General features: G+C 63.0%; 26 protein-coding genes. 12 read left to right on the forward strand and 14 right to left on the reverse strand.

Annotation, left to right across the window (positions count from 1 at the left end; translation table 11 throughout):
• The 3 genes from CI15_RS24795 to CI15_RS24805 form a co-directional block, all read right to left on the reverse strand.
• Positions 1–540 carry an SRPBCC family protein gene (locus tag CI15_RS24795; RefSeq protein WP_062132611.1) on the reverse strand — a complete coding sequence of 180 codons (540 nt, stop codon included), beginning with the start codon at positions 538–540 and terminating at the stop codon, positions 1–3.
• Positions 537–2,135, reverse strand: coding sequence for a methyl-accepting chemotaxis protein (locus tag CI15_RS24800; protein ID WP_062132614.1), 1,599 nt, complete (start codon positions 2,133–2,135; stop codon positions 537–539). Before CI15_RS24800 ends, CI15_RS24795 begins: the two co-directional genes overlap by 4 nt.
• Before the next feature lie 245 nt (positions 2,136–2,380).
• On the reverse strand, positions 2,381–3,334 hold the full coding sequence (locus CI15_RS24805; RefSeq protein ID WP_062132617.1) for a hypothetical protein: 954 nt from the start codon (positions 3,332–3,334) through the stop codon (positions 2,381–2,383).
• A gap of 317 nt (positions 3,335–3,651) precedes the next feature.
• Here CI15_RS24805 and CI15_RS24810 point away from each other — a divergent pair, with 317 nt between their 5' ends.
• Positions 3,652–3,852, forward strand: a complete 201-nt coding sequence (locus tag CI15_RS24810; protein WP_062132620.1) for a hypothetical protein — start codon at positions 3,652–3,654, stop codon at positions 3,850–3,852.
• Between the two features lie 63 nt (positions 3,853–3,915).
• On the opposite strand, the gene CI15_RS24815 is transcribed toward CI15_RS24810, so the two are convergent.
• Complete coding sequence (locus tag CI15_RS24815) at positions 3,916–4,911, reverse strand: aldo/keto reductase (RefSeq protein WP_062132623.1); 996 nt, start codon at positions 4,909–4,911, stop codon at positions 3,916–3,918.
• 209 nt (positions 4,912–5,120) lie between these two features.
• Here CI15_RS24815 and CI15_RS24820 point away from each other — a divergent pair, with 209 nt between their 5' ends.
• A complete protein-coding gene (locus tag CI15_RS24820) occupies positions 5,121–5,762 on the forward strand; it encodes a cysteine hydrolase family protein (RefSeq protein WP_062132626.1) in 642 nt (213 codons plus the stop codon).
• A 79-nt stretch (positions 5,763–5,841) separates the two neighbouring features.
• Here the strand turns inward: CI15_RS24820 and CI15_RS24825 are convergent, their stop codons facing one another.
• From CI15_RS24825 to CI15_RS24835, 3 genes are all read right to left on the reverse strand, one after another.
• Positions 5,842–6,525, reverse strand: a complete 684-nt coding sequence (locus CI15_RS24825) for a potassium channel family protein (protein WP_062132629.1) — start codon at positions 6,523–6,525, stop codon at positions 5,842–5,844.
• Between the two features lie 132 nt (positions 6,526–6,657).
• Positions 6,658–6,936 (reverse strand): ElaB/YgaM/YqjD family protein, encoded by a 279-nt coding sequence (locus CI15_RS24830; protein ID WP_062132632.1) that lies wholly within the window; start codon positions 6,934–6,936, stop codon positions 6,658–6,660.
• A gap of 196 nt (positions 6,937–7,132) precedes the next feature.
• Positions 7,133–7,540 (reverse strand): OsmC family protein, encoded by a 408-nt coding sequence (locus CI15_RS24835; protein ID WP_062132635.1) that lies wholly within the window; start codon positions 7,538–7,540, stop codon positions 7,133–7,135.
• Positions 7,541–7,798: 258 nt separating this feature from the next.
• Between CI15_RS24835 and CI15_RS24840 the strand changes: the two genes are divergently transcribed.
• Genes CI15_RS24840 through CI15_RS24860 form a run of 5 tightly spaced genes read left to right on the forward strand, consistent with a single transcriptional unit; the run spans position 7,799 to position 13,126 of the window.
• Positions 7,799–8,494: a TetR/AcrR family transcriptional regulator gene (locus tag CI15_RS24840; protein WP_062132637.1), complete on the forward strand. Its 696-nt coding sequence runs from the start codon at positions 7,799–7,801 to the stop codon at positions 8,492–8,494.
• Positions 8,491–9,459: an HlyD family secretion protein gene (locus CI15_RS24845; protein WP_062132640.1), complete on the forward strand. Its 969-nt coding sequence runs from the start codon at positions 8,491–8,493 to the stop codon at positions 9,457–9,459. The genes CI15_RS24840 and CI15_RS24845 overlap by 4 nt, the downstream gene beginning before the upstream one ends.
• Positions 9,456–10,457 carry an ABC transporter ATP-binding protein gene (locus CI15_RS24850; protein WP_062132643.1) on the forward strand — a complete coding sequence of 334 codons (1,002 nt, stop codon included), beginning with the start codon at positions 9,456–9,458 and terminating at the stop codon, positions 10,455–10,457. Before CI15_RS24845 ends, CI15_RS24850 begins: the two co-directional genes overlap by 4 nt.
• Before the next feature lie 32 nt (positions 10,458–10,489).
• Complete coding sequence (locus CI15_RS24855; RefSeq protein ID WP_062134122.1) at positions 10,490–11,605, forward strand: ABC transporter permease; 1,116 nt, start codon at positions 10,490–10,492, stop codon at positions 11,603–11,605.
• A 12-nt stretch (positions 11,606–11,617) separates the two neighbouring features.
• Positions 11,618–13,126 (forward strand): efflux transporter outer membrane subunit, encoded by a 1,509-nt coding sequence (locus CI15_RS24860; protein ID WP_062132646.1) that lies wholly within the window; start codon positions 11,618–11,620, stop codon positions 13,124–13,126.
• Between the two features lie 12 nt (positions 13,127–13,138).
• Here the strand turns inward: CI15_RS24860 and CI15_RS24865 are convergent, their stop codons facing one another.
• The 5 genes from CI15_RS24865 to benA form a co-directional block, all read right to left on the reverse strand.
• Positions 13,139–14,356, reverse strand: a complete 1,218-nt coding sequence (locus CI15_RS24865) for a benzoate/H(+) symporter BenE family transporter (RefSeq protein ID WP_062132649.1) — start codon at positions 14,354–14,356, stop codon at positions 13,139–13,141.
• A gap of 122 nt (positions 14,357–14,478) precedes the next feature.
• The gene (locus tag CI15_RS24870; RefSeq protein WP_062132652.1) at positions 14,479–15,270 is read right to left on the reverse strand and encodes a 1,6-dihydroxycyclohexa-2,4-diene-1-carboxylate dehydrogenase; all 792 of its coding nucleotides are present in this window, start codon (positions 15,268–15,270) and stop codon (positions 14,479–14,481) included.
• Position 15,271: 1 nt separating this feature from the next.
• Entirely contained in the window at positions 15,272–16,288 is a 1,017-nt protein-coding gene (gene benC, locus CI15_RS24875) for a benzoate 1,2-dioxygenase electron transfer component BenC (protein WP_062132654.1), read from the reverse strand.
• Positions 16,289–16,313: 25 nt separating this feature from the next.
• Positions 16,314–16,805 carry a benzoate 1,2-dioxygenase small subunit gene (benB, locus tag CI15_RS24880; protein ID WP_062132658.1) on the reverse strand — a complete coding sequence of 164 codons (492 nt, stop codon included), beginning with the start codon at positions 16,803–16,805 and terminating at the stop codon, positions 16,314–16,316.
• Positions 16,802–18,169 carry a benzoate 1,2-dioxygenase large subunit gene (gene benA, locus CI15_RS24885; RefSeq protein WP_062132661.1) on the reverse strand — a complete coding sequence of 456 codons (1,368 nt, stop codon included), beginning with the start codon at positions 18,167–18,169 and terminating at the stop codon, positions 16,802–16,804. Before benA ends, benB begins: the two co-directional genes overlap by 4 nt.
• A gap of 452 nt (positions 18,170–18,621) precedes the next feature.
• Here benA and CI15_RS24890 point away from each other — a divergent pair, with 452 nt between their 5' ends.
• The 5 genes from CI15_RS24890 to CI15_RS24910 all read left to right on the forward strand — a co-directional run bounded on the left by CI15_RS24890 (position 18,622) and on the right by CI15_RS24910 (position 22,891).
• Entirely contained in the window at positions 18,622–19,539 is a 918-nt protein-coding gene (locus CI15_RS24890) for a LysR family transcriptional regulator (RefSeq protein WP_062132664.1), read from the forward strand.
• Between the two features lie 276 nt (positions 19,540–19,815).
• Positions 19,816–20,589 (forward strand): ABC transporter substrate-binding protein, encoded by a 774-nt coding sequence (locus CI15_RS24895; RefSeq protein WP_062132667.1) that lies wholly within the window; start codon positions 19,816–19,818, stop codon positions 20,587–20,589.
• Positions 20,590–20,686: 97 nt separating this feature from the next.
• Entirely contained in the window at positions 20,687–21,376 is a 690-nt protein-coding gene (locus CI15_RS24900) for an ABC transporter permease (protein WP_062132670.1), read from the forward strand.
• On the forward strand, positions 21,373–22,086 hold the full coding sequence (locus CI15_RS24905; protein ID WP_062132673.1) for an ABC transporter permease: 714 nt from the start codon (positions 21,373–21,375) through the stop codon (positions 22,084–22,086). Before CI15_RS24900 ends, CI15_RS24905 begins: the two co-directional genes overlap by 4 nt.
• 37 nt (positions 22,087–22,123) lie before the next feature.
• Positions 22,124–22,891, forward strand: coding sequence for an ABC transporter ATP-binding protein (locus tag CI15_RS24910; protein WP_062132676.1), 768 nt, complete (start codon positions 22,124–22,126; stop codon positions 22,889–22,891).
• A gap of 445 nt (positions 22,892–23,336) precedes the next feature.
• On the opposite strand, the gene CI15_RS24915 is transcribed toward CI15_RS24910, so the two are convergent.
• Positions 23,337–24,485 (reverse strand): porin, encoded by a 1,149-nt coding sequence (locus tag CI15_RS24915; protein WP_062132679.1) that lies wholly within the window; start codon positions 24,483–24,485, stop codon positions 23,337–23,339.
• A gap of 46 nt (positions 24,486–24,531) precedes the next feature.
• Positions 24,532–25,335: an ABC transporter substrate-binding protein gene (locus CI15_RS24920; protein ID WP_062132682.1), complete on the reverse strand. Its 804-nt coding sequence runs from the start codon at positions 25,333–25,335 to the stop codon at positions 24,532–24,534.
• Positions 25,336–25,445 lie beyond the last annotated feature (110 nt).

The raw sequence follows: 25,445 nt of genomic DNA on the forward strand, positions 1-25,445 counted from the left end.
CTACCGCATCGTTTCCAGCGTTGTCTTCAGCCGGGCGACTGCCGTGTCCGATTCCTGCTGGATTCGCGCGCGCACGAACAAGACATTCACCGCCTCGAACCAAAGTGACGGTGCGCGGTATATGAATTCACGCTCGAATCGCGTTCCGGACGCTATCGGAGTGAGCGAGTAGCTCACCGTGCCGGCGGACCTGCCATCGATGGCGCCCACAATGACCCATTGGCGCGGACGCTCCCGAGCGGCAACCGTCCACACGACGCTCCCCCGGCGACCCGCCACGCGAAATTCTTCGGTGACCTGTTCGCCGACGTTCAACGAGTGATCGGTCGCGCCCCTGACGGATAGCGACGACGGGTGCCAATCGGGCCAGTGCGCGGGTGTGGTCACGTAGTCGAAAACGACCGTGTCCGGTCGTTCGATCGAGATCACGGTGACGATCTTCGTCGTCAGGTTGATGAACTCGGGCAGCGGCAACGCAAGCAGGGCAAAGACCGCCAAGGCTGCCAGGATCGCACCGATCCATCTCGACGGCGATTTCATCGACGGGCGTCGTCGCTGACCAGGCGAAATACCTGCACGGCATCTTCCAGTGTGCTCGCCTGTTCTTGCATGCTGGCGGCCGCGGCTGCCACCTGCTCGACCAGGGCAACGTTTTGCTGGGTCATTTCATCCATCTGCCCGATCGCACGATTGACTTCGCCGATGCCGGTACTTTGCTCGTTGCTCGCGTGGGTAATCTCGCCCATCAGGGCGACCACGCTGTCGACGGCCGTGACGATTTCGGTCATGTCCCGGCCAGCCTGGTCGACCAGTTGGCCCCCTGTCTGGACGTTGCCAACCGAGTCGGTGATCAGCGCCTTGATTTCCTTGGCGGCCATGGCGCTGCGTTGGGCGAGGTTGCGCACCTCGGCGGCGACTACCGCGAAGCCGCGCCCCTGGTCGCCGGCGCGGGCCGCCTCGACGGCCGCGTTCAAAGCCAGGATATTGGTCTGAAAGGCAATCGAGTCGATCATGCCAATGATGTCGACGATCTTGTGTGAACTGCCGCGGATCAGCGACATGGTGTTGACCACATGGCCCACCACGTGGCCGCCTTTGACCGCGAGATCGGAGGCTGAGGCGATGTGTTCGTTGGCGTGCGTAGCGCGTTCGGCATTGGCGCGGACCATCGAAGTCAATTGCGCCATCGTCGAAGCGGTTTCCTCGAGCGAGCCAGCCTGCGCCTCGGTGCGGGAGGAAAGCTCCGCGTTGCCGGCGGCAATTTCGCGTGCGCCCAGCGCGATCATATCGGACGCCCGTCGCACGTTGCCGACTACCGAAGCCAGCCCCACGCTGATGCCGTTCATTGCCTGCATCAACTGGCCCAACTCGTCGCGCCGGCTGACATGCACCTGGGCGGTCAAGTCGCCGGCCGCCAGTTTTTCCGCCGCGGCCTTGGCTTCGAGCAGTTGCATTCCGAGACCGCGCCGGGTCGTCACGAAGACCAGCGCGCTGACCAGCAGCGCGCCGAGTAGCCCGAGGCCAACCACCCCGGTTTGCAGGAAAGGAGGCAACGCCGCCGCGCTCACTCCGTCGGCGGGGATCACGGCCTGCAGCAGCCGGCCATAGCCGAGCAGGAGTGCGGTATTGGCGGCGAGAGTCAGCAACGCGAGTCTGGCTCCAATCGACAGGTTCCACGCTTCGCTGACATCGAGGCCGACGTACATCGCGCCGATGACCTCGCCGGTACTATCCCGGATCGGCTCGTACCGTGTCATGTATTGCTTGCCGAATAGCGTGGCGTATCCGGTATAGGGCTGCCCGTTGCGCAGCATCCGATAGCCGGGGTGCGAACGGTCGAGTACCGTGCCCACGGCTCGCTCGCCCGTTTGTCGTTTGACCGAAGTGGCGACCCGCACGAAGTCTTCGCCGATTCCGACGAATAGCGTGCCCGTCGCGCGGGTTCTGTCGGTGAAGCGGTCCACTTCGCCGTAATTGAGGTTCAGCAGCGTGTCGCCGTTCAGCAACCTGGGGGTCATGACACCGAGGATGTCGACACCGTTTGATTCGTCGCGTGTGAATGGCGCTGGGAAATACCCGGCAAGCGTGCGCGCGTAGCGGCGCACCTGGGTCTTAAGTGGCAGCAGAGAGTGCATGGAGTGGAACCCCTGTCGACTGTGTCAGCGAGCCGAAATAAACCAGACTTTTTAGTTTGGATGCATTAGACAGAATATTGTTTGACTTGGCAATAGAGTATCGCCGCTAATGTCAACCCGCTGAAAGGGGGCGCCCGGCAAACTTCAAGCAGGCGCTATTCGCTGCCGGCTTGTTTCACCGGTAATGGAAGGCCGGTTCGGACGACCAGCCGAAAAGCATTGTCTGGGATGGCTTTGCGCTGCAACTATCTCTCTTCTATTTCAAGCTTTTCTCTGAGTTCAAGAATTAGCGATGCGGCCGGAATTGAATTCCGGTCGACCTTGTCCGCTTCCACACCCTCTTCTGTCGTGAACTTGCCAAGTGAGATAACGGCGTCAGCAAGCAGGCCAAATACGCCCACCCCAGGAATCAGCTTCGAACACTTCGAGGCCGCGTCACTGAATGAAAAAAACTTCTTGGCCCACTTCCAATTCCGCTGACGTGCTGTCGCCGTCTTCATCTCGTCGACGAGGCGCTTCATTTCGGTTACAGCAGACTCGATCGACGCCGCATCCGTTTCTCCTTCCGCCGACAGGAAATCCTGCTGCCAGTCGTAAAGAGCACGGCGCTTTTCCCGGAATATGCCATCGCGGGCTACCTCGACTGCATCGCGCAGCAATTTGAAGTCGTCGTCGTCCTGCTCGGGATCGTCCGGGAGCAGCAGTTCGTATCCGAGAACAGCCATCAGTGAACTGCCGGGAAGCCTTTCATGTGGCTCGACGCGGCGAATTCTCGCGCCCTTTTTCAACTCGGCCACGCTATGGTATTGCGACACAGCCACGACAGACCGGGCCATCACGGGAGCGAAGCGCTGAAGCACCGTGCCGGTCGCGAAATAGCCATCGCGACGCGCGTCGGCGACCTGCGCTTCCATGCACTTTTGCCATTCCGCCTGCCGCTCCGCCGTCCAGGGGATGGCGTCAGCACGGTCACCCAGGATCTCCAGCATGCGCTTCTGTCGTTCAGGGTCCCAGTGGTTGGACCAGCGCTCCCGCTCGCTCTCCACGTCTTCGGCGCTGACGCCATCCGCGAGCGTTGGTGGTACCGGAATAAGGAGCTTGTCGTAGAGAAGTACTTCTGCCACAAACGCGCCGGGAAGCTTGTGATCCTTGACGGAGCAGGTGCCCCAGAGTTGGTGCCAGCGTTCACGCGTCTCCATCGTCCCTGCCTCCTGTGTGCTGTCTGCGCCAGAAGTGGCACGAGCACAGAAAAAGGCTAGATGATCTGACGGAAATGAACGGGAGCAGCGAAGCGTATATGTGGGGCGACGCAAATACGTGGAAAACCAGGCCCTGTCTGCGATTTTCCAACTTCGTTTAGCCAGGTGACGGTCGCGCCCAAACTCACGTCATCGCGATTCACCGCGGGATGGGCTTTGCGTGGATCGCGCCTTGATGGCATGACATCTGCGTAGTGTGCTGCAAACAGCCAGCCGCTCCACCGTTCCTACAACCCTCTTGTTCAAGGAGACACACCATGAACACGCTGACCATCAAAGACATTCAGAACTCCGCAGAGCTTGATCACCAGGAGATGGCCACCATTCAAGGCGGCCGGATGAAACTCCCCGGCCAGCGCACAGGCTCGCTCCTCACGACCGCTGATGGCGATCCCGTCGACGTGTATGTCGACGGCGTGCTGCAAAACTCCGTGACCGACGGCTTCTATCACGGCTGACGGGAAGCAGGCGGGAAGTCACGCGCGCATGATGCCGTGCGTGACTCACGCCTGCTCCGCTCATCACCAGCGCTGGTGAACATGAGGCGCGATGAGGCGCCGATAGACATCCCGGACGCGCTGCATGACTTCGTCGGACAGCGGCGCCAGGTTCGCGGCCGCGACATTCGACGCCGACTGGGTCGCGTTCTTACTGCCAGGGATGATGACGGAGACGGCATCCTCCATCAGGATCCAGCGCAGAGCCAGTTGCGCCATCGAGGCGTCCACGGGTACGAGTTGGCGCAGTTCGTCGACCGCCTGCAACGCGACGTCGTAGGGCACGCCCGAGAACGTCTCGCCGACGTCGAACGCCTCGCCATGCCGATTGAATGCACGATGGTCGTCCGCCGCGAAAGTCGATTCAGCGGACATCTTGCCGGTGAGCATGCCGCTCGCCAGCGGAACGCGCGCGATGACCGCAACGGCTTTCTTTTGCGCCTCCCTGAAGAACAGATCGGCGGGACGTTGACGGAACATGTTGTAGATGATCTGCACCGAAACCACATTCGGATATTCGATCGCCTTCAGCGCCTCTTCGACCTTTTCGACCGACACGCCGTAGTAGCGAATCTTGCCGGCGGCGACAAAGTCGTCCATGGCGTCGAACACCTCGGGACGGTAATAAACTTCGGTCGGAGGGCAATGCAGTTGAACCAGGTCGAGCGTATCGACGCCCAGGTTCGAGCGACTCCGGTCGATGAATCCTTCGAGTTCGCGCTTGTTCAGATAGCCGCTGGTCACATGCGGGTCGAGTCGGCGCCCGAGCTTGGTGGCGACGATCGGACGTTCGCCGCCACGTTGCCGCAGTACGTCGCGGATGATCCGTTCCGAGCGACCGTCGCCGTAGACGTCGGCCGTGTCGATGAACGTGACGCCGGCGTCGAGCGCGGCGTTTAGCGCGGCCTTGGCGTCATCTTCCGCGACACTGCCCCACGCTCCGCCTATTGCCCATGCTCCAAAACCGATTTCGGACACATTCCAGTCGGTACGACCAAATTTTCTCGTCGAAAGCGTCATTTGCTTGCTCGTCCTCTCTTATGCGAAGTTACGTCGCAGGCGCTTCAATGCCGTTGCGGCAATGCCGGCGACCTTGCGCATAGTGTAGCAAGTGGGCGCGGCCCGCAGACCTAGGCCAGCGCCCGCACAATGCCATGAAGTATGATTTCCCCGGTATCGAAGCTGCCGTTCTGACAACGGAACGCGAAATCCGGATAAAAGGTGGTGCAATGGCAACCAACGCAGATTCTGGCGACATCGCGAACGACCGGCTCAGCAGTACCGACGCGCGGAGCATCAGTGCACAGATTCCGCCAATCACGCCATCGCAAACGGCGCTTGTCGTCATGCACTACCAGACTGACATTCTCGGACTCTTTCCATCGGTCGCGCCGGCACTGCTCGGCAATACGCGCAAGTTATGCGACGCGGCGCGCGCCAAGGGCGTCCGCATTTACTTTGCCAACCTTCGGTTCAGTCCGGGCTACCCTGAAGTCAGCCCGTTGAACAGGAATGGGCAGGGAATCAAAAGGCTCGGCCTCTTCCTCGAAGACCGGACTTCGCCCGAGTTGGGCCAGCAGGCCGACGAACCGCTCGTCATCGCGCATCGCGCGAGCGTGTTCTTCGGCACCGATCTGGAGGCGCAACTATCCGGGCAAGGCATCGATTCGCTGATCATGGTCGGCATTGCTTCGACCGGCGTGGTGCTTTCCTCGGTCGCGTATGCGAGCGACGCCGATTTCCGCCTGTATACAGTCAAGGATTGCTGTTACGACCCGGATCAGGTCGTGCACGAGCATCTGTTCTCCACCGCATTCGATTCACGCACGACGGTGCTGTCACTCGCGGATGCGTTGCTGTTGCTCGCGTAGCGCGTGTGGCGTATCTGAAAGCCGATTGCTGATTGCCGTTCGATATGTCGCCCGGCGTGAACGCTGCGGGCACCGGGGGTCAGTCGTCGGTATAACTCTCTCGCGGAGGGTAGACGCCGGCGAGCCGGGCGATCAGGATCGCGACGAACAGGCTGCCGGTGATCTGTTCCACCATGCACATGCCGCGTGCCGGGCGCGTGAGCGGCGTGATGTCGCCGAAGCCTGTGCTCGTGAGGACGGTGATGCTGAAGTAAAGCGCGTCCGCATAAACGAGCCGCCCCGGCTGCCCGACGACCATGTACGACTGCGGATAGAAGAAGCCGATGCTCGCGTAGACGTACGCCCAGAGGACACCGATCAACAGATACGCGGCCGCGGCGCCAAACAGCTTGTCCGGCGTCATGATCTTGGGCTGGAACACGTAGCGCAGCAGATAGACGACTGTGATGAAGTACAGCACGGCGCTGAACAGCCAGGATACAGCGAGGCTGCGGTCGTCGTCGTGCCACAGGCCAACGTACTGGTACCACATGGCCGGAATGGCCAGAACCAGTGCCATCACGAACGGCGGGGTCGTGCGGCCCACCGCTGCCACGGTCGCGATGACGAGGAACATGTTGACGACGTTCAGAACCAGTCGGCCGCTGTCGCTCGGCGGCACGAACGACACCGCGCCGATGAGCACAACCAGCACGCCGAACAGCCAGAAACAGCGCTGGTAGAAGAGGCGAGACAGCGCTACGCGCGTGGTAGTCAAGGCCATGATGACCTCTCCCCTGGTTCGCTGAGAGTCTCTCGCGATTGCGGCGGCTGGCCCGAATGGCAGTTCGTCGAACGCTTTCGCAGTCGTACGTTTTCCGACGATGAGGCAGTGGTTACGCGCGATCGCTGCCCGTCATTCGCGATTGATCAGCAGACCTGCCAGCAGCCCGACACCCGCCGCTATCCCGATGGATGCCCACGGATGCTCGTGCACGAAGTCGTCGGTGGTGTGGGCAGCCTTCTTGCCGTTTTCGACCACCACGATCTGCACATCGATGGCCTTTTTTTTGGCGCTTTGCAGGTGCGCCAGCGCCCTTTCGTGTAGCCTGGCAGCCCGTTCGATCGGGGGAGCGCTTTCGGTCTGAGGAACCTCATTTTCCGGATTGGCGGGTGTGGCATTGGCGTCAGACATCGTCTTCTCCCTGTTGACTCTCAAAGTGAATAAGTCCCGACACACTTACCCCATAGCATGATGACTTGCGTTGGAGCGTTGCAATTGGACCTTGGTCCTATGCGCCCACTACCCGGTCAGACGGCAGCCGAATGAAGGTGGATTGTTCTGACCCATTCACGCAGGGCAAAGCCAGGTTGCGCCGCAACAAGAGAATCTAGGGTCGGCAAAGCGCACCGGCCTCGCTGCCGGTTTCGAGTGCCACGCGCACCGGCTTGCCGAGCGTCCTCGCCACCGGCGAACCCAGCACCGCCGCGCGCACGAGTTCGCGTTGCTCGTCGACCAGCGCGGCGATATCGCGCACCGTTACGTTGAAACAGGTCTCGCTGTCGCGCCGATCGACGACCACCTCCACGACGATCGCGGGAAGCGTGAACCCCGCCTTCTCGGCCGCCATATCGATCGACATGCAAACGCAAGCCGCGAGCGCGCTTTCGAGCAATTCATGCGGACGCATGCCGGCCGCGCCGCCGACACCGTTCTTGCTGGTATCTGCATACAGTTGCACGCGGCCGTTGCTCACTGCCGTGCAATAGCGTTCGCCGTGTCGCGTAGCGCTGACCATGACTGCCTCCGTTGTTGGAAAACGTCAGCGTATAGACGAACCGCAAGCAGCAAAAGATGAGCGTCTATTCCGGTATCGACGATCCCATGCTGCGTCGTTGCGCGTTCTCTTGACGCAGATCAAGCAGAGCACGGCAAGCGCCTACCGCCAGGGTTTCCCCCGCTTCGCCACACCAGAAATTGTCCTAGTATCAAGCAGTTAAAACTAACTAACTCATCAATTAGCTGAGTGATCATGCCCCAGGCCGCCCGCACCCGAATGGGTCGCCGTCCTCATGCGCAGGACTTCGACGCACGCGAACATCTGCTCGATGTCGCGGTGACGCTGTTCGCCGAGCGCGGCATCGCCAACACGACGGTTGCACAGATCGCGGCGGCGAGCGGCGTGACGTCCGCGATGGTGCACTACTGGTTCCAGACGCGCGAAAAGCTGCTCGACGCACTGTTCGAGGAAAAGCTCGTCTGCGCGTTCGGCGCGATCTGGGACCCGATCGATCCCGAACATGACGAACCGCTCGCGCTGACGCAAGGCATCGTCAAGCGCATGTTCGACGTCACCGCCACCATGCCGTGGCTGCCTTCGCTATGGCTGCGAGAAATCGTCAACGAAGGCGGACTGCTGCGCGAGCGCGCTTTCGCGCATATTCCCGTACAAAAGGTCGCCGCGTTCGGTCAGAACATCGCGCGCGGCTGTGCATCGGGCCAGTTGAACCCGCAGCTCGAACCGTTGCTGCTGTTCAACTCGGTGCTTGCGCTGGTGATGCTGCCGCAGGCCGCCGCAAAGATCTGGGAGCGCCTGAATCCGCGCGCCGCGTTCGATCGCACGACGCTCGAACGCCATGTCGTTGCGCTACTCACGCAGGGCATGAGCGCAACCGCGCCGCCCAGGACCAGGATCAACGCCAGGACCAGGGCGGCGTCCACCGCACGCCGCGCGAAAGGGAAGCCGTCATGATCGCGTCTGCCAGCCCGTCCCTTCGTGCCGCGCTGCTCGCACTCTGCGTCGCGGCATGCACCAGCTGTTCGCGACAACCGCCGAACACGTGGCAAGGGTATGTCGAAGGCGAGTTCCTGTACCTCGCGTCTTCGCAAGCGGGACAGTTGACCGAGCTCGCCGTCTCGCGCGGGCAAACCGTCGCGCAGAACACGCCGCTCTTCGCGCTCGAAGCGCAAAACGAAACCGAGGCCGTGGCCCAGGCCAACCAGCAACTGCGCGCGGCCCGCGCCCAGCTTGCCGACCTCGGAACCGGCAAGCGTCCTCCGGAAGTCGACGTGACGCGCGCGCAACTCGTGCAGGCCGAAGCCGACGCGTCACGCGCCGCCACCCAGTTCCGTCGCGACCAACAGCAATTCGGCGCGGGCGGCATCGCGCAAAGCCAGCTCGACGACTCGCGCGCGAGCGCGCTGTCGACTGCCGCGCATGTGCGCGAGCTGCAAAGCCAGCTCGCCGTCGCGCGTCTGCCCGGGCGTAGCGAACAGATCCGCGCGCAACAGGCCCAGGTCGATGCGGCGCAGGCCCAGCTCGGCCAGGCCCAATGGAAGCTCGATCAGAAAAGCGTGCACGCGCCGCACGCGGGCCTCGTGTTCGACACCATGTATCGCAGCGGCGAATGGGTGCCGGCCGGCAGCCCTGTCGTGCGCATGCTGCCGCCGGAGAACGTCAAGGTGCGCTTTTTCGTGCCCCAGGGGGTGGTGGGGTCGCTCGCGCCGGGCCGTCGCATATCGATTCATTGCGACGGTTGCGCCGCCGACGTGCCGGCCGTGCTCAGCTTCATTTCGGACCAGGCGGAGTACACGCCCCCCGTGATCTTCAGCAACGAGAGCCGCGCGAAGCTCGTGTTCATGGTCGAAGCCCGCCCCCAGATCGCCGATGCGCCGAAGCTGCGGCCCGGCCAGCCCGTCACGGTCACGCTGCAATGAGTACACCCGCTACACCGGCTACACCCGCGCCACCCGGCAACGCGACCCACCCCGTGCACGCGATCGACGTGCACGGCTTGAACAAGCATTTCGGCACGAAGCACGTGGTCAACGATGTCTCGCTGCGCGTGCAGCGCGGCGAGATATTCGGCTTTCTCGGCCCGAACGGCAGCGGCAAGACCACCTGCATTCGCATGATGTGCGGTCTGCTGACACCCGACTCCGGCAGCGGCACCTGTCTCGGTTACGACATCGTGCGCGACAGCGCGCAGATCAAGCGGCGCACCGGCTATATGACGCAGCGCTTCTCCTATTGGGAAGATCTGACGATCCGCGAAAACCTCGACTTCGTCGCACGCATCTACGAAATGAAGAACCGCCGCGAGGCGGTGGACCGCGCGCTCGAACAGCTTGGTCTTCAAAGCCGCGCGAAGCAACTGGCCGGCGCATTGTCGGGCGGATGGAAGCAGCGTCTCGCGCTGGCCGCGTGCATGCTGCACGAACCCGAACTGCTACTGCTCGACGAACCGACGGCGGGTGTCGACCCGAGCGCGCGCCGCGACTTCTGGGAAGAGTTGCACCGCCTCGCGGCACGCGGCATCTCGGTACTGGTCAGCACACACTATATGGACGAGGCGGAACGCTGCCACAAGCTCGCCTATATCGCTTACGGCAAGCTGCTCGCGCAGGGCACTTCGAAACAGGTCATCGATTCGCAAGGGCTCGTGACGTGGGCCGTGTATGGCAACAATCTCGTCGAACTCGGCGACCGGCTGCGCCGCTCGCCCGGCGTCGAGCAGACGGTCGCGTTCGGTTCATCGCTGCATGTGAGCGGTCCCGACGAGCCCGAACTCCACGCGACGATCGACCAGTTGGCTTACTCGGACCCCGCGCTGCGGATCGAAAAACAGGAAACCGGCCTCGAGGACGTGTTCATCTTCATGATGAACCGCTCGACCGACAATTACGCCACCGCTGGCGCGGACAAGACATCGTGAATTCCGCGCGCCGCTTTCCACGCTTTTCGCTGATGCGGTGGTGGAGCATCGTGCGCAAGGAGTTTTTGCAACTGAAGCGCGACCGCATCACGTTCGCGATGATGATCGTGCTGCCGATCATGCAGATGGCGCTGTTCGGCTTCGCGATCAATACCGACCCGAAGCATCTGCCCACCGCGGTCATCGCCGCCGATCACAGCGAATTCACGCGTAGCTTCATGATGGCGATGCGCAACTCCGACTACTTCGACATCGTCTCGACGCTGCCCGACGAAGAGTCCGGCCGCCGCGCGCTGGCGCAAGGCAAGGTGCTGTTCGTGCTGAATATTCCGGTCGGCTTCACGCGCGATCTGGCCAAGGGCGCGCGACCGTCGCTGCTGGTCGAAGCCGACGCGACCGACCCCACCGCCGTGGGCACGGCGCTCGGCGCACTGCCGTCGATCGCGCAGTCGGTGTTGCAGAAGGACCTCACCGGTCCGCTGTCGTCGCTCGCAGTCGGCCCCGCGGCTTTCGACGTTCAATTGCACCGCCTCTACAACCCCGAAAGCCTGACCCAGTACAACGTGGTGCCCGGCCTGATGGGCGTGATCCTGACGATGACGATGGTGATGATGACGGGCCTCGCGATCACGCGCGAACGCGAGCGCGGCACGATGGAAAATCTGCTCGCCACGCCGGTGCTGCCGCTAGAAGTCATGACCGGCAAGATCGTGCCTTACGTGGCGATCGGTCTGGTTCAGGTCAGCATCATTCTCGCGGCGGCGCGCCTCGTGTTCAATGTGCCGTTCGAAGGCAGTCTGATCGCGCTGTATCTATCAGCGCTACTGTTCGTCGCGGCCAATCTGACGATCGGCATCACGCTCTCGTCGCTGGCGCAGAATCAGTTGCAGGCCATGCAACTGACGATGTTCTATTTCCTGCCCAACATCCTGCTGTCGGGCTTCATGTTCCCGTTCGCGGGCATGCCGAAATGGGCGCAGTACATCGGCAACCTGTTGCCGCTCACCTATTTCAACCGGCTCGTGCGCGGCATTCTGCTCAAGGGCGTCGGTTGGACCGACATGTGGCCGCATGTGTGGCCGCTGCTGGTCTTTCTGTGCGTCGTGATGGGTGTCGCCGTGAAGTTCTATCGACGCACGCTCGATTGAGGAAGGCCTGCAATGTGTTCCGCTCCTGCCGTTGTCTTTCATCGTGCGGCCTGCCGGTCCACGGCGCTGTGGCTCGCCGTCTTCGGCACCGGCGCGGCATTGTGCGCGTGTACGGTCGGCCCGGATTTCCATCGCCCTGACGCGGCCGGCGTGTCGAGCTATACCGCCGCACCGCTGGCGGCCAGCACGGTCGCCACCGATGGACCCGGCGGCGCCGCGCAACATTTCGTGCCGACCGATGTGCCCGGCGACGGCTGGTGGCGCGCGTTCGGCTCGCCGGTACTGAACGCGCTCGTGCAACAGGCACTCGACGATAGCCCGACCCTTGCGCAAGCCCGCGCGAAACTCGACGAAGCGCAGCAGGACTATCGCGCGCAGGCGGGCGGCACGCTGTGGCCGCAAGTCGACGCGAACCTGTCGACCACGCGCGCGCGAATCGATCCCGAGGCGCTCGGCTTCGGCCAGCTGGCGCAGGGCCGCACATTTCCGCCGTTCACGCTGTATAGCGCGCAGGTCACGGTGTCGTACACGCTCGATCTGTTCGGCGCGAACCGCCGCGCACTCGAAGCGGTGGCCGCGCAGGTCGACTATCAGCAATACGAATTCGAGGCCGCGCGTTTGACGGTGGCGGGCAATGTGGTGACGGCGGCGATCCGGCGCGCGTCGCTGGCGCGGCAGATCACACTCACCGAAGCGCTGCTCGCGAACCAGATGCAGCAACTCGACATCGCCGAACGCCGCTATCGCGCGGGCGGCATCTCCGAGGTCGATCTGCTGAGCCAGCGCACCCTCGTGCAACAAACCCGCGCGACGCTACCGCCATTGCGCACGCAACTCGCGCAGACCGATCATCAACTCGCGATCTATCTGGGCCGCGCGCCGGCGGAATCGACCGCCATGCCCGAACTCGCCGCGCTCGACCTCGATACGCTGGTGCTGCCGGCCGATCTGCCGCTGACGTTGCCGTCGACACTCGCGCAGCAGCGGCCCGACATCCGCGCGTCCGAGGCGCTGTTGCATCAGGCCAGCGCGAATATCGGCGTCGCGACCGCGAACCTGTATCCGCGCATCACGCTGTCGGGCAGCGCCGCGACCGAACGCATCAGCGTGTCCGACCTGCTGACGGGTTTCAACGTGTGGAATTTCGGCGCGGGTCTCACGCAGCCGCTGTTTCACGGCGGTGAACTGCTGGCGCGCAAGCATTCGTCCGAGGCGGCCTACCAGGCGGCGCTCGCCGTCTATAAGCAAACCGTGCTGCAAGGACTGCAACAGGTCGCCGACGCGCTGCGCGCGCTCGATCAGGACGCGATCGCTTTGCAGGCGCTCGACGCCGCGCAGCGCAGCGCGCAACACAGCGCCGGGATTGCGGGTCAGCGTTATGCGGCGGGCGGGATCAGTCAATTGACGCTGCTCGATACGCAGCGGCAGGCATTGCAAACCGGACTCGACCGCACCAAAGCCGCCGCGCAGCGATATGCCGATACCGCCGCGCTGTATCAGGCGCTCGGGGCGCGGCCTTGAGTTATCGGTGAGTTACCGGTTCGCAGGCGTCTCGCGCCGCACCTTGTTCAGCACGAGGTACGCGAACGAGCCGATCACGATGCCCCAGAACGCGGAGCCGAGTCCGAGGAAGGTCATGCCGGATGCGGTGGCCAGAAAGGTAATGACCGAGGCCTCGCGATGGTCTTCGTCCTGGATCGCGCCCATCACGTTCGAGGTGATCGCCCCGATCAGCGCGAGGCCCGCCAGAATCGCGACGAACTCCTTCGGCAGCATCGTGAACAGCGCGACGATCGCGCCGGCGAAGGTGCCGCCGATCAGATAGAACACGCCGTTCGCAATGCCCGCGATATAGCGCTTGTCCGGGTCGTCGTGCGCATCCTTGCCGGTGCACAGCGCCGCGGTGATCGCGGCGATCACGATCGTGATGCCGCCGAAAAACGCCACGCCGATCGACGCGATGCTGGTCGCGGTGATGATCGGCCTGGCGGGCGTGTGATAGCCGGACACGCGCAGAATCGCCATGCCCGGCAGAAACTGCCCGGTCAGACTGACGACGACGAGCGGCAACGCAAGGCTCAGCGTCGAACTCAGCGTCCATTCGGGCTTGATGAAGATTGGCCGCGTGACCTGTAGCGGCAACGCGCCCAGATGCGCGGCGCCGAGCGCGATCGCGAGCGCCGTGCCCGTCAGCAGCACCAGCACGATGCAATAGCGCGGCAGCAGGCGCCTGAACACGATGTACGCGCCGATCATGCCGAACGCCAACGCAGGCATCGACGCCGCCGCCTTGAACGCATGGGTGCCGAACTGCAGCAGAATGCCGGCCATCATCCCGCAGGCGATGCCCTTCGGAATGCTGCGCACCATCCGGTCGAAATACCCCGATACGCCGATCAGCAGGATGATCACGGCCGCGGTGAGGTACGCGCCCACCGCCTGATGCAACGTCAACGCGGGAAACAGTCCGACGAGCAGCGCGGTGCCGGGCGCGGACCACGCGGTGACGACCGGCACTTTCAGCTTCCAGCTCGCGAAGATGCCGGAGACGGCCGCACCGATCGAGATGGCCCAGACCCACGACGCGACCATCTCGTTGGGCACGTGGGCCGCTTGCGCCGCCTGGAAGAAGATCACGAGCGGGCCCGCGTACGAGATCAGCACGGCCAGAAAGCCGGCCACGATGGCGGACACGGACCAGTCGGCCGCAACGGCGCGCGTGGTCGGCGCCTGGCTAGGGGTGGGGTTCATCGTCGATGTGGGTCAAGGCGGCCCGCCGCAAGTCGCAGTTAGGCAGCGGAATCATTCTGGGCCGATAGTATGAAGGACAATCGCCGCGCGGCCTATCGGCACGGTTCGGGGCCGGCCGTCCGTTAGCCCTGGTCGCCGCCGCCGACCGGCAGCACCGTGCCGGTGATATACGACGCTTCGTCGGAAGCAAGGAACAGGATCGCGCCGACCTGTTCGTCGATCGTGCCATAGCGATGCATCAGGCTCGAGGCGATCGTCTGATCGACGATGCCCTGATACCACGTCGCTTCCTGCTTGCTTTGCGCCGCCGTATTGCGTGGCACGCGACGTGGCGGCGCTTCAGTGCCGCCGGTCGCGACCGCGTTGATGCGGATGCCGTGCTCCGCATGCTCGAACGCGAGGCTCGCCGTCATCGCGTTGACGCCACCCTTCGAGGCCGCATACGGCACGCGATAAATGCTGCGCGTCGCAATCGACGACACGTTGACGATCGCCCCGCTCGCCCGCTTCAGCATCGCGGGCAACACCGCGTGGCAGCACCACAGCGTCGGGAACAGCGAACGCCGCACTTCGGCCTCGATCTGCTGCGCCTCGTATTCCTCGTACGGCTTCGCCCAGATCGTGCCGCCGACGTTGTTGACGAGCGCGTCGATGCGGCCGAACGCATCGATCGCGAAGGCCGTCATCGCGGCCGCGCCCTCGTAGGTTTCGAGGTCGGCGATGAACGCGCGCGCCTCGCCGCCTGCGCGCGCAATCTCTTCGGCCACCTCGTGCACGATCGGCGAGCGGTCGACCAGCACCACAGCCCCGCCCTCACGCGCCGCGCGCAACGCGACGCCACGGCCGATGCCCTGGCCGGCGCCGGTCACGACCAGCACCTTTTCCTTGAAGCGATCGATAAAGGTCGAAGTCATGCTAGTTGCTCGCCGAGAATTTTTCGTAGTAGAAGTTCGCAGGCTCCACGCTGCTGTCGCGCAGCCAGCCCTGCACCGCTTCGACCATCGCGACCGGACCGCATAGGTAGACATCGACGTCGCCGTCGTTCAGCCATTCGCTGTCGACGTGCGCGGTCACATAGCCTTTGCGCTCGTGACTGCTCGCGGCATCCACGACACAGGTGCGATAGCTGAAATTCGGCAGCGTGCGCTGCGCCGCTTCGATCTGTTCGAGCGCGACCAGATCGATGTCGTTGGTCACGCCGTACACGAGCCGCACCGGCTGCGTGTTGCCGCTCGCCTTCAGCACGTCGAGCATCGACAGGAACGGCGCGATGCCCGTGCCGCCCGCGAGGAACAGCACCGGACGCCGCGGATCGCGCAGATAGAAGCTGCCATACGGGCCCGTGAAGCCGATGCGCTGCCCCGGCTGGGCGTCGTTGCTCAGAAACCCGCTCATCTTGCCGTCCGGCACGTTGCGCACGACGAACGCCGCGCGCGTCGCGCCCGGCGCCGAGCTGAACGAATACGACCGGCTCTCGCCGCTCGCGCCCGGAATCTCGACGTTCACGTATTGACCCGCCAGAAAGCTCGGTGCGCTGGCGCCATCGAGATCGACCGCGAAATGGATCGTCGAATCCGACAGCCGTTCGACCGCCGCGAGCGTGCCCTCGAAACGCGACACACCGGTCTTGCATGCCGCCGACGACGCCTGCACGCGAATCACGAGATCCGAACGCGGGCGCGTCTGGCACGCGAGGATATAGCCCTGGCTCGCTTCCTCAGGGGTCAACGCATCCTCGACATAGCTCGACTCGGGCATGTCGTACGCGCCCGACTCGCACAGCCCGCGACACGTGCCGCACGCGCCTTCGCGGCAATCGAGCGGAATGTTGATCTTCTGCCGGTACGCGGCATCCGACAGCGTTTCATTCTCACGGCAGCTGATGAAGCGCGTCACGCCGTCTTCGAACTGAAGTGCAATAGTGTGTTCCATGGCCTGGCTCCTGCGACCGCACCGGTTAGATGTGGTAGATATCGATGACCTGATTGATGTAGTCGTTCTTCAGCACGACGTACTTGCTCAGGATTTGCGGCTGCGTACCGTTGAAGTCGATCACGTAGCGCGACATGCCGAAGTAGCTGTAATTCGTCTTGTAGCGATGGCTCAGCGTGTGCCAGTTGAAGCGCACCGTGTACACGCCGCCCTCCGCGCTCTCCACCTCGACGTTGGCGACGTTGTGGCTCGTGCGGGTGTCGGGCATCGTCGCGCTCGAACGCTCGGTCTTGATGCGGAACACGCGGTCTTCGAGACCCTGGCGATTCGGGTAGTAGATCAGCGAAATCTCGCGCTGCGGATCGGTGACGAGCTTGTCCTCGTCGTCCCACGACGGCATCCAGAACGACGCGTCGGGGTGATAGCAGGCGAGCCACTCGTCCCATTGCTCGTCGTCGAGCAGGCGGCTTTCCCGAAACAGGAAGGCCTGAATATCGGTGATGGCGATGTGGCTCATGCGCGGCTCCCTTGCGTGTTCAGCGCCTTTTTCATCGTGTCGATCCAGTAGCGGTGCTGCACCGTGTAAAGGCCTTCGTCTTCGGTCTTCACGCCGCTCATCACGGGCTTCAGGCCGATCTTCTGCGCGGCTTCGTCGGCGCCGTCGATCCAGTGCTCCGAACCGCGGCACATGTCGTTCCATTCGACCGCTCGGCCCGCGTAGCCCAACTGGCAAGCGCGGAATTCCTCGAGGTCGTCGGGCGTCGCCATGCCGCTCACGTTGAAGAAGTCCTCGTATTGACGGATGCGGCGCGAGCGCGCTTCGTCCGACTCGCCCTTCGGCGCGATGCAGTAGATCGTCACCTCGGTCTTGTTGACCGAGAGCGGCCGCAGCACGCGAATCTGCGAGCCGAACTGGTCCATCAGATACACGTTCGGATACAGGCACAGGTTGCGCGAGTTCTGGATCATCCAGTCCGCGCGTTCGGCGCCGCAACGCGCGGCGAATTCCTCGCGGCGGCTGAAGTTCGGACGGTCTTCCGGATTGGCCCAGCGCGTCCACAGCAGCATGTGGCCGTGCTCGAACGCGTAGAAGCCGCCGCCCTGACGGCCCCAGCTGCCGGCATCCATCGCGCGGATCTTGTCCTCGCGCGCGTTTTCTTCCTTGCGATGATTGGTCGTCGCCGCGTAATTCCAGTGCACGGCGGATACGTGGTAGCCGTCCGCGCCGTTTTCGGCGGTCAGCTTCCAGTTGCCTTCGTAGGTATAGGTCGACGAGCCGCGCAGCACTTCGAGGCCCTCTTCCGACTGGTCGACGATCATGTCGATGATGCGGGCGGCCTCGCCGAGGAAGGTTTCGAGCGGCGGCACGTCATCGCTGAGGCTGCCGAACAGGAAGCCGCGATAGTTGCTAAAGCGCGCGAGCTTCTTCAGGTCGTGCGAGCCTTCCTTGTTGAAGCAGTCGGGATAGCCTGCTTCGGCGGGGTCCTTGACCTTCAGCAGCTTGCCGCTGTTGTTGAAGGTCCAGCCGTGGAACGGGCACGTATAGGTCGCCTTGTTGCCGCGCTTGTGACGGCACAGCATCGCGCCGCGGTGCGTGCACGAATTGATGAACGCGTTCAGCTCGCCCTGGCGGTTGCGCGCGATCACGACCGGCTGACGGCCCATATAGGTCGTGAAGTAATCGTTGTTGTTCGGAACCTGGCTTTCGTGCGCGAGGTAAATCCAGTTGCCCTCGAAAATGTGCTGCATTTCGAGTTCGAACAGACGCTCGTCGGTAAACGCGCTGCGATGCAGGCGGTAATCGCCGCGCTCGCGGTCTTCCACGAGAAAATCGTCGATGTTCTTCAGTTGCGGAGTGTGATCCGGGTAGATCGGAATCATGCGTGTCTCCTGATTCGGACTGTCGGTATGCGTGCGATGCACGCGTGTAGGGAACGGCCTGCCTGCGGCGAGGCCGGTGGGTCTTTCACGTCGGGGGGAGTGGAGGCGGTGCGCCTCCGGTGTTGCGTCAGGCCGTGGCGCGCGGGCGCTCGGCCTTCGGCACGGGAGGCGGGACCTGGTGCCTGAGGGAATCGATGGACAACCCTTGCATCAGGGTTTCGATTTCAGCATGTCTCATTGCTGCTCCTGAACTCTTTTAGGTCTTGGATCCCTTGCGCGATGAATCTCTGCGCAGTCTCCGGGGGCCGTCCGACGCTTCAGACCGAACCGAGTTGTCAATGCTCGGGAGGTATAATTTTGCGGGGCGTCTGCGGTAACTGAAGGATAGTTGCACGCGGTTTGCATCGTCCAACACTGATTTAGTATCGCGACGATACTCAAAAGGTATTTCTATGGAACTGCGCCATCTGCGCTACTTCGTGGCCGTCGCCGAGGAATGCAACGTCACCAAGGCCGCCCTTCGTCTGCACATTGCGCAGCCGCCGCTGAGCCGGCAGATCCAGCAGCTCGAGGAGATGCTCGGGGTGCAGCTGTTCGAGCGCAACTCGCGGCCACTGAAGCTGACCGAGGCCGGCCGCTTCTTCTATTCGCACGCGGTCCAGCTGCTCGCGCAGACCACGGAAATCGAGGCGATGACGCGGCGCGTCGGCAAGATCGAGCGCAGTCTGTCGGTGGGCTTCGTCGGCTCGACGCTGTACGGCATGCTGCCGAAAATCATCCGCCGCTTTCGCACCGAAAACAGCACCGTCGAACTGAGCCTGCACGAGATGTCGACGATGGATCAGATCAAGGCGCTCAAGGAAGGCCGCATCGACGTCGGCTTCGGGCGCATTCGTCACGAAGACCCGAGCATCCGGCGCATCGTGCTGCGCGAGGAGCGCATGATCGTCGCGCTGCCGACCGGCCATCCGCTGATCGACGCGAAGCCGGTGCTGTCGCTGCACGACCTGACGAGCGAAACGCTGATCATCTTTCCGAAGGCGCCGCGGCCCAGCTACGCCGATCAGGTGCTTGCCGCGTTTCACGATCGCGGTTTGAAGCCACAGCGGCTCTACGAGACTCGCGAGCTGCAGATCGCGCTCGGCCTCGTCGGCGCCGGCGAAGGTATCTCGATCGTGCCGGCGAGCGCGTACGGCTTGCAGCGCGGCGACGTCGCGTACAAGGACCTCGACGACCAGAATCTCGTGTCGCCGATCATCATGAGCATGCGCATGCTCGACGAATCGGCCGATCTGCGGCGGATGCTCGAGCTGATCTATGCGCTGTACGACGAAGAGCAGATGACGTATCTGCCGCCCTCGCATCAGTAGCGCGGGCGTCGTCGTAACGAAGTTGTATGGACAAGCTATCCGTCACGGTATAGACCGCGGGTATACGCGAAAAATCCAGTTGCGCACAGGTCCTTTCAATCTGCCTGTCAATCCCGCCAATTAAGGCTCCAAGCCTGTCTCACGCTTCATCCCCGCAGCGGCCGTAGGCACTAACCCTGATTGCCGCTCGTTACCCGTACGGGATAATTTGTCTATACAAGCTCGCATATTGGAGCTGCCCAGGATTTCACGTTAGACATCCGTCCCGGAGACTGTATGAAGAAACTTGCCTTGACCCTCGCCCTCGCACTCGCTGCCACCGGCGCCTTCGCCAAAGATTGGTCCACGGTTCGCTTCGGTGTGGATGCGAGCTACGCGCCGTTCGAGTCGAAAGCCTCGGATGGCAAGCTGGTCGGCTTCGACGTCGACCTCGGCAACGAAATCTGCCACCGTCTGAACGCGAAGTGCGTGTGGGTCGAGCAGGACTTCGACGGCATGATCCCGGCGCTGAAGGCGAAGAAGTTCGACGGCGTGCTGTCGTCGATGTCGATGACGCCGCAACGCGCCGAACAGATCGCCTTCTCGTCGAAGCTGTTCAACACGCCGACGCGCCTCGTCGCGAAGAAGGGCTCGGGCGTCGTGCCGACCGCCGAATCGCTGAAGGGCAAGACGATCGGCGTCGAACAGGGCACGATCCAGGAAACCTACGCCAAGACCTATTGGGAGCCGAAGGGCGTGAAGGTCGTGCCGTACCAGAACCAGGATCTGGTCTATACCGACCTGATCTCGGGCCGTCTTGACGCGGCGCTGCAGGACGCGGTGCAGGCCAACATTGGCTTCCTGAAGACGCCGCGCGGCGCGGGCTTCGACTTCGTCGGCAAGGACATCGACGATCCGAAGATCCTCGGCAACGGCGCGGGCATCGGCATGCGCAAGGATGATGCCGATCTGAAGGCGAAGGTCGACAAGGCGATCGCCGACATGATCAAGGATGGCACCTACAAGAAGATCGAGCAGAAGTACTTCGACTTCGACGTGTACGGCAGCTAAGTCCGCCCCCACGAGCCCGCTTCGCGCGCCCCGCTCCACCCGATCGATAGGCTCCGCGCGCATGCGCGCGGGGCGCTCCTTCAACAAGGACACTCCCATGCTGTTTCAAGGCTTCGGTCCTCTGCTCCTCGCGGGCACGTGGGTCACCATCAAGCTCGCGGTGTTGTCGCTCGCGGCGTCGTTCGCGCTAGGCCTCGTCGGCGCCGCCGCGAAGCTATCGACCAACCGCATGCTCGCGCGCATCGGCACGGCGTACACGACGCTGATCCGCGCCGTGCCCGATCTCGTGCTGATGCTGCTGCTGTTCTACAGCATCCAGATCTGGCTCAACGATCTGACCGACATGTTCAGCATGGAGCAGATCGACATCGACCCGTTTCTCGCCGGTGTCATCACACTGGGCTTCATTTACGGCGCGTACTTCACCGAGACTTTCCGCGGCGCGTTTCTGGCCGTGCCGCGCGGACAGATCGAAGCGGGCTTCGCGTACGGCATGAGCGCGCGGCGCGTGTTCACCCGCATCCTGTTCCCGCAGATGATGCGCTTCGCGCTGCCCGGCATCGGCAACAACTGGCAGGTGCTCGTGAAGGCCACCGCGCTCGTGTCGATCATCGGTCTCGCGGACGTCGTGAAGGCCTCGCAGGACGCCGGCAAGAGCACGCAGTCGTTCTTCTTCTTCACGCTGACGACCGGGGCCATCTATCTCGCCATCACCACCATTTCGAACCTGGTATTGAACCGCCTCGAGAAGCGCTACTCGACGGGCGTACGGAGGGCCGCGCTGTGATCGAACTGATTCGTCAATACTGGCAGAACTATCTGTTCACGGACGGCTTCAACACCACCGGCCTCGCCATCACGCTGTGGTTGCTAGTCGCGTCGATCGTGCTGGGGTTCGTGCTTGCCGTGCCGCTCGCGATCGCGCGCGCGTCGCGCAATCGCTACATCTCCGGACCCGTCTGGCTTTACACCTACATTTTCCGCGGCACGCCGTTGTACGTTCAGCTGCTGCTGATCTATACCGGGCTCTACAGCCTGCATTTCGTTCATTCGCACGACATGCTCAACAGCTTCTTTCGCAATGCGATGAACTGCACGCTGCTCGCGTTCGCGCTGAACGAATGCGCGTATGCCACCGAGATCTTCGCCGGCTCGATCCGCGAAACCTCGCATGGCGAGATCGAGGCGGCACAGGCTTACGGCATGTCGAAATTCAAGCTGTATACGCGCATCATCCTGCCTTCGGCGCTGCGGCGGGCGCTGCCCTCGTACAGCAACGAGGTGATCCTGATGCTGCACGCGACGACACTCGCGTTCACCGCGACCGTCCCCGACATTCTGAAGGTAGCGCGCGACGTCAACTCCGCCACCTACGCGACGTTCCAGGCGTACGGCATTGCGGCGATCCTGTATGCGTCGATCGTGTTCGCGCTGATCTGGGGCTTCCGCAAGTTGGAAATCCGATTGCTGGCTTATCTGAAACCGCAAGGGCATTAAACCCGGGCGCATTCGCGCCATGATGGAGCATACGAGCATGTACAAGCTGACGGTCGACGACCTGCACAAGAAGTTCGGCGACAACGAGGTACTGAAGGGCGTCTCGCTGAAAGCGAAGGCGGGCGACGTGATTAGCCTCATCGGGTCGAGCGGGTCCGGGAAGAGCACCTTCCTGCGGTGCATCAACTTCCTCGAATCGCCGTGCTCCGGACGCATCACGCTGAACGGAGAGGAAATCAACACGACCAGGGATCGCAACGGCTCGCTACGGGTGACCCATCCGAAGCAGCTGCAAACGATGCGTACGCGTCTGTCGATGGTGTTCCAGCATTTCAATCTGTGGGCCCATATGACGGTGCTCGAGAACATCATCGAGGCGCCGATCAGCGTGTTGGGATTGAGTCGCGCGCAAGCTGAAGAGCGCGCTCGCAAATATCTGACCAAGGTGGGTTTGCCGGCCAGCACGGAGACGAAATATCCATCGCATCTGTCGGGCGGTCAGCAGCAGCGCGTCGCGATTGCCCGCGCGCTCGCGATGGAACCCGAAGTGATGTTGTTCGACGAGCCGACTTCGGCGCTCGATCCCGAACTCGTCGGCGAAGTGCTGCGCGTGATGCAGGCGCTCGCCGAGGAAGGCCGCACGATGATCGTCGTCACGCACGAGATGGGCTTTGCACGCAACGTGTCGAATCATGTCGTGTTCCTGCATAAAGGCAAGATCGAGGAGCAAGGGCATCCGCATGAGGTGCTGACGAATCCGCGTAGCGAGCGGTTGCAGCAGTTTTTGGCGGGGCGGTTGAAGTAGAGGCGGCGACATTCGCGCCACCCCCCAAAGTCGACGCCGCCCGATTGTTCGGGCGGCGTCGTGCTTTTTGGGGGTGTCCGGATGCACCTGCGCAAGGTGCGCCATCACTTCATCTGTGATTCTCACAAGTGGCGGAGGCGGGAGGGGCTGCGCGACAGTCAGGAGGCAACGTTCCGCCTGGGCACCGTGCCGCTGACCGGCAATACCCATAGCGCCACGGATACGGCCTTCCTGATGGCACCGGGTGGCGCTTGCCCGAAGCACGTGTTCGTGAGTGATCCAGTGGGACGACGGCGGCGCCAGCACCCCAAACGAGGTCAACGAGCACGACTTCCCAAGACAGAAAGCCCCTTCGAGCGAATTGACTCGCACGGTTGCGAGGTTCGCGAAGGGGCCGACAAATCGAAATACGGATCGCAGGCTACGCGGCGGCAGCCCGCCTTGCTCAGAATTTATGCCGCAGCCCAACCCGCGCCATCACCTGCTCCCGACCCGACGACGAATCATCCGCAGCCGTCATATAAGCATTGTCGAGCGCGGTGCCCGAGTTGCCATTCACCTTCATATACGTGCCGGCCACATACACGTCGGTCCGTTTCGACAGGTTGTAGTCCGCGATCAGGCCGACCATCTGCCAATGCAGCTTCGAGTCGCTCGCCGATGCATCGAGCTTGCCCTGCGTGTAGTAATACATCGCACCGAGCAGCAGCGCGGGCGTTGCGTAATACGTCGCGTTGACCTCGAAGTTATCGAACTTCAGCGACGACAGCGTTTGCCCCGGCGGCACGATCGAGCCGCTGATGAACTGGAACGAGGTCGGATCCTTCAGATCGGTGTGCGTATAGACGAAGCCGAGCGTCGACTGCCCGATCTGATAGCTGACGCCCGCGCCGTACACGGTCTGGCGGCTCGCGAGAAAGCCGGCGTCGTCGGTCGTGACCGCGCCCACCGTATTCGCGCCGGGATCGTTGACGTTCAGGTAGCCCACGCCGATCGTCAACGGTCCGTTCGAGTAGCCCGCACCGACACTCTGCGCATTGTTCTTCGAGAACTGTCCCGCGCTGTTCGAGAACGCGTAGGTCGTGCTCAGCTGGAAGCCCGACCAGTTCGCGCTATTGAACTGCACCGCGTTGTCGAGCCGGAAGAAGTTGTCGGTGTTGTCGTTGCCGTACGGGTGGTCGAACATGAAACCGCCCCAGTTGCCGTTCGCGGTCAGCGGCCCGAGGAACTCCACGAGCGAATCGTACTGACGGCCGAACGTCAACGACCCGACGCCGTTCTTCGAAAGCCCGACATAGGCCTGGCGGCCGAACATGCGGCCACCTTCCATCAAACGGCCGCTGCTCGCGTCGAAACCGTTCTCGAGCACGAACAGTGCCTGCATGCCACCGCCCAGATCCTCGGAGCCTTTCAGCCCCCAGCGGCTGCCCTGTGCCTCGCCGCTCATGATTTCCCAGTTCGAATGGCCCCGCACGTTGCTCGTGTAGGTCAAGCCCTGGTCGATCAGACCGTACAGCGTCACGCTGTTTTGCGCGTGCGCACCCACCCCGATACCGCTTGCGATCAATAGTCCTGCCAACTGTTTTTTCTGCATTTTTCCAAACCCATTTTAAGTAATAGTTATTTAGCGCCGGGTCGGCTTAGTCGCCGTAGATGTCGAAGCTGAAGTACTTGTGCTGAAGCTTGTCGTATGTGCCGTTCTTGCGGATCGCGCCGATCGCCTGATTGATCTTCGCGATCAGTTGCTCGTCGCCCTTGCGCGCGCCGATCGCGATACCGTCGCCCGTCGCGCGCGGGTCCTTGACTTCCGCGCCAGCAAACGCGAACGACTTGCCGCGCGGCGTGCGCAGGAAACCGAGGTCGGCCTGCACCGACGCCTGGAACGACGCGTCGAGGCGCCCCGTCGCGAGATCTTCGTAGATCTGGTCCGGGCTCTGGTACGAGACGATCGTCACGCCCTTGGGCGCCCATTCCGCGCGCGCGTAGCTCTCCTGCACCGCGCCCTGCTGCACGCCGATGCGGTGGCCTCGCAGCGAGTCGACGGTCGGCTGCAGCGTCGAGCCCGTCGGCGCGACGAGTCGCGCGGAGCCGCCATACAGCTTGTCGGTGAAATCGATCTGCGCACGGCGGGCAGGCGTCGCCGTCATCGCGGAGAGGATCGCGTCGAACTTGCGCGCCTTCAACGCGGGAATCATGCCGTCGAAGCCTTGCTCGACCCACTTGCACTGCACGTTCATCTCCGCGCAGATGGCGTTGCCGAGGTCGATGTCGAAGCCGACGAACGAGCCATCGGGCGTCTTCGATTCGAACGGCGGAAAGGTGGGATCGACGCCGAACGTCAGCGTCTGCGAGGTGGCCGCCGCCGCACCGGGCGGCATGGCGCTCAATGCGCACACAGCCGCGCAGGCGGACGCTAACAGGGTCGAACGGATCAGTCGTTTCATGGTGTCTCCAAGCCGGAAAGAGGCGCGCTCGCGCAGATCGAGCGACCGGTTGCCGCCGCTGTTATCGAAGCCGCGAGCAGGCGACGGCACCCGCGCGTGGCGTAATGCAA

Origin of the sequence: Paraburkholderia monticola (genome assembly GCF_001580545.1) — a bacterium.
Classification (GTDB): domain Bacteria; phylum Pseudomonadota; class Gammaproteobacteria; order Burkholderiales; family Burkholderiaceae; genus Paraburkholderia; species Paraburkholderia monticola.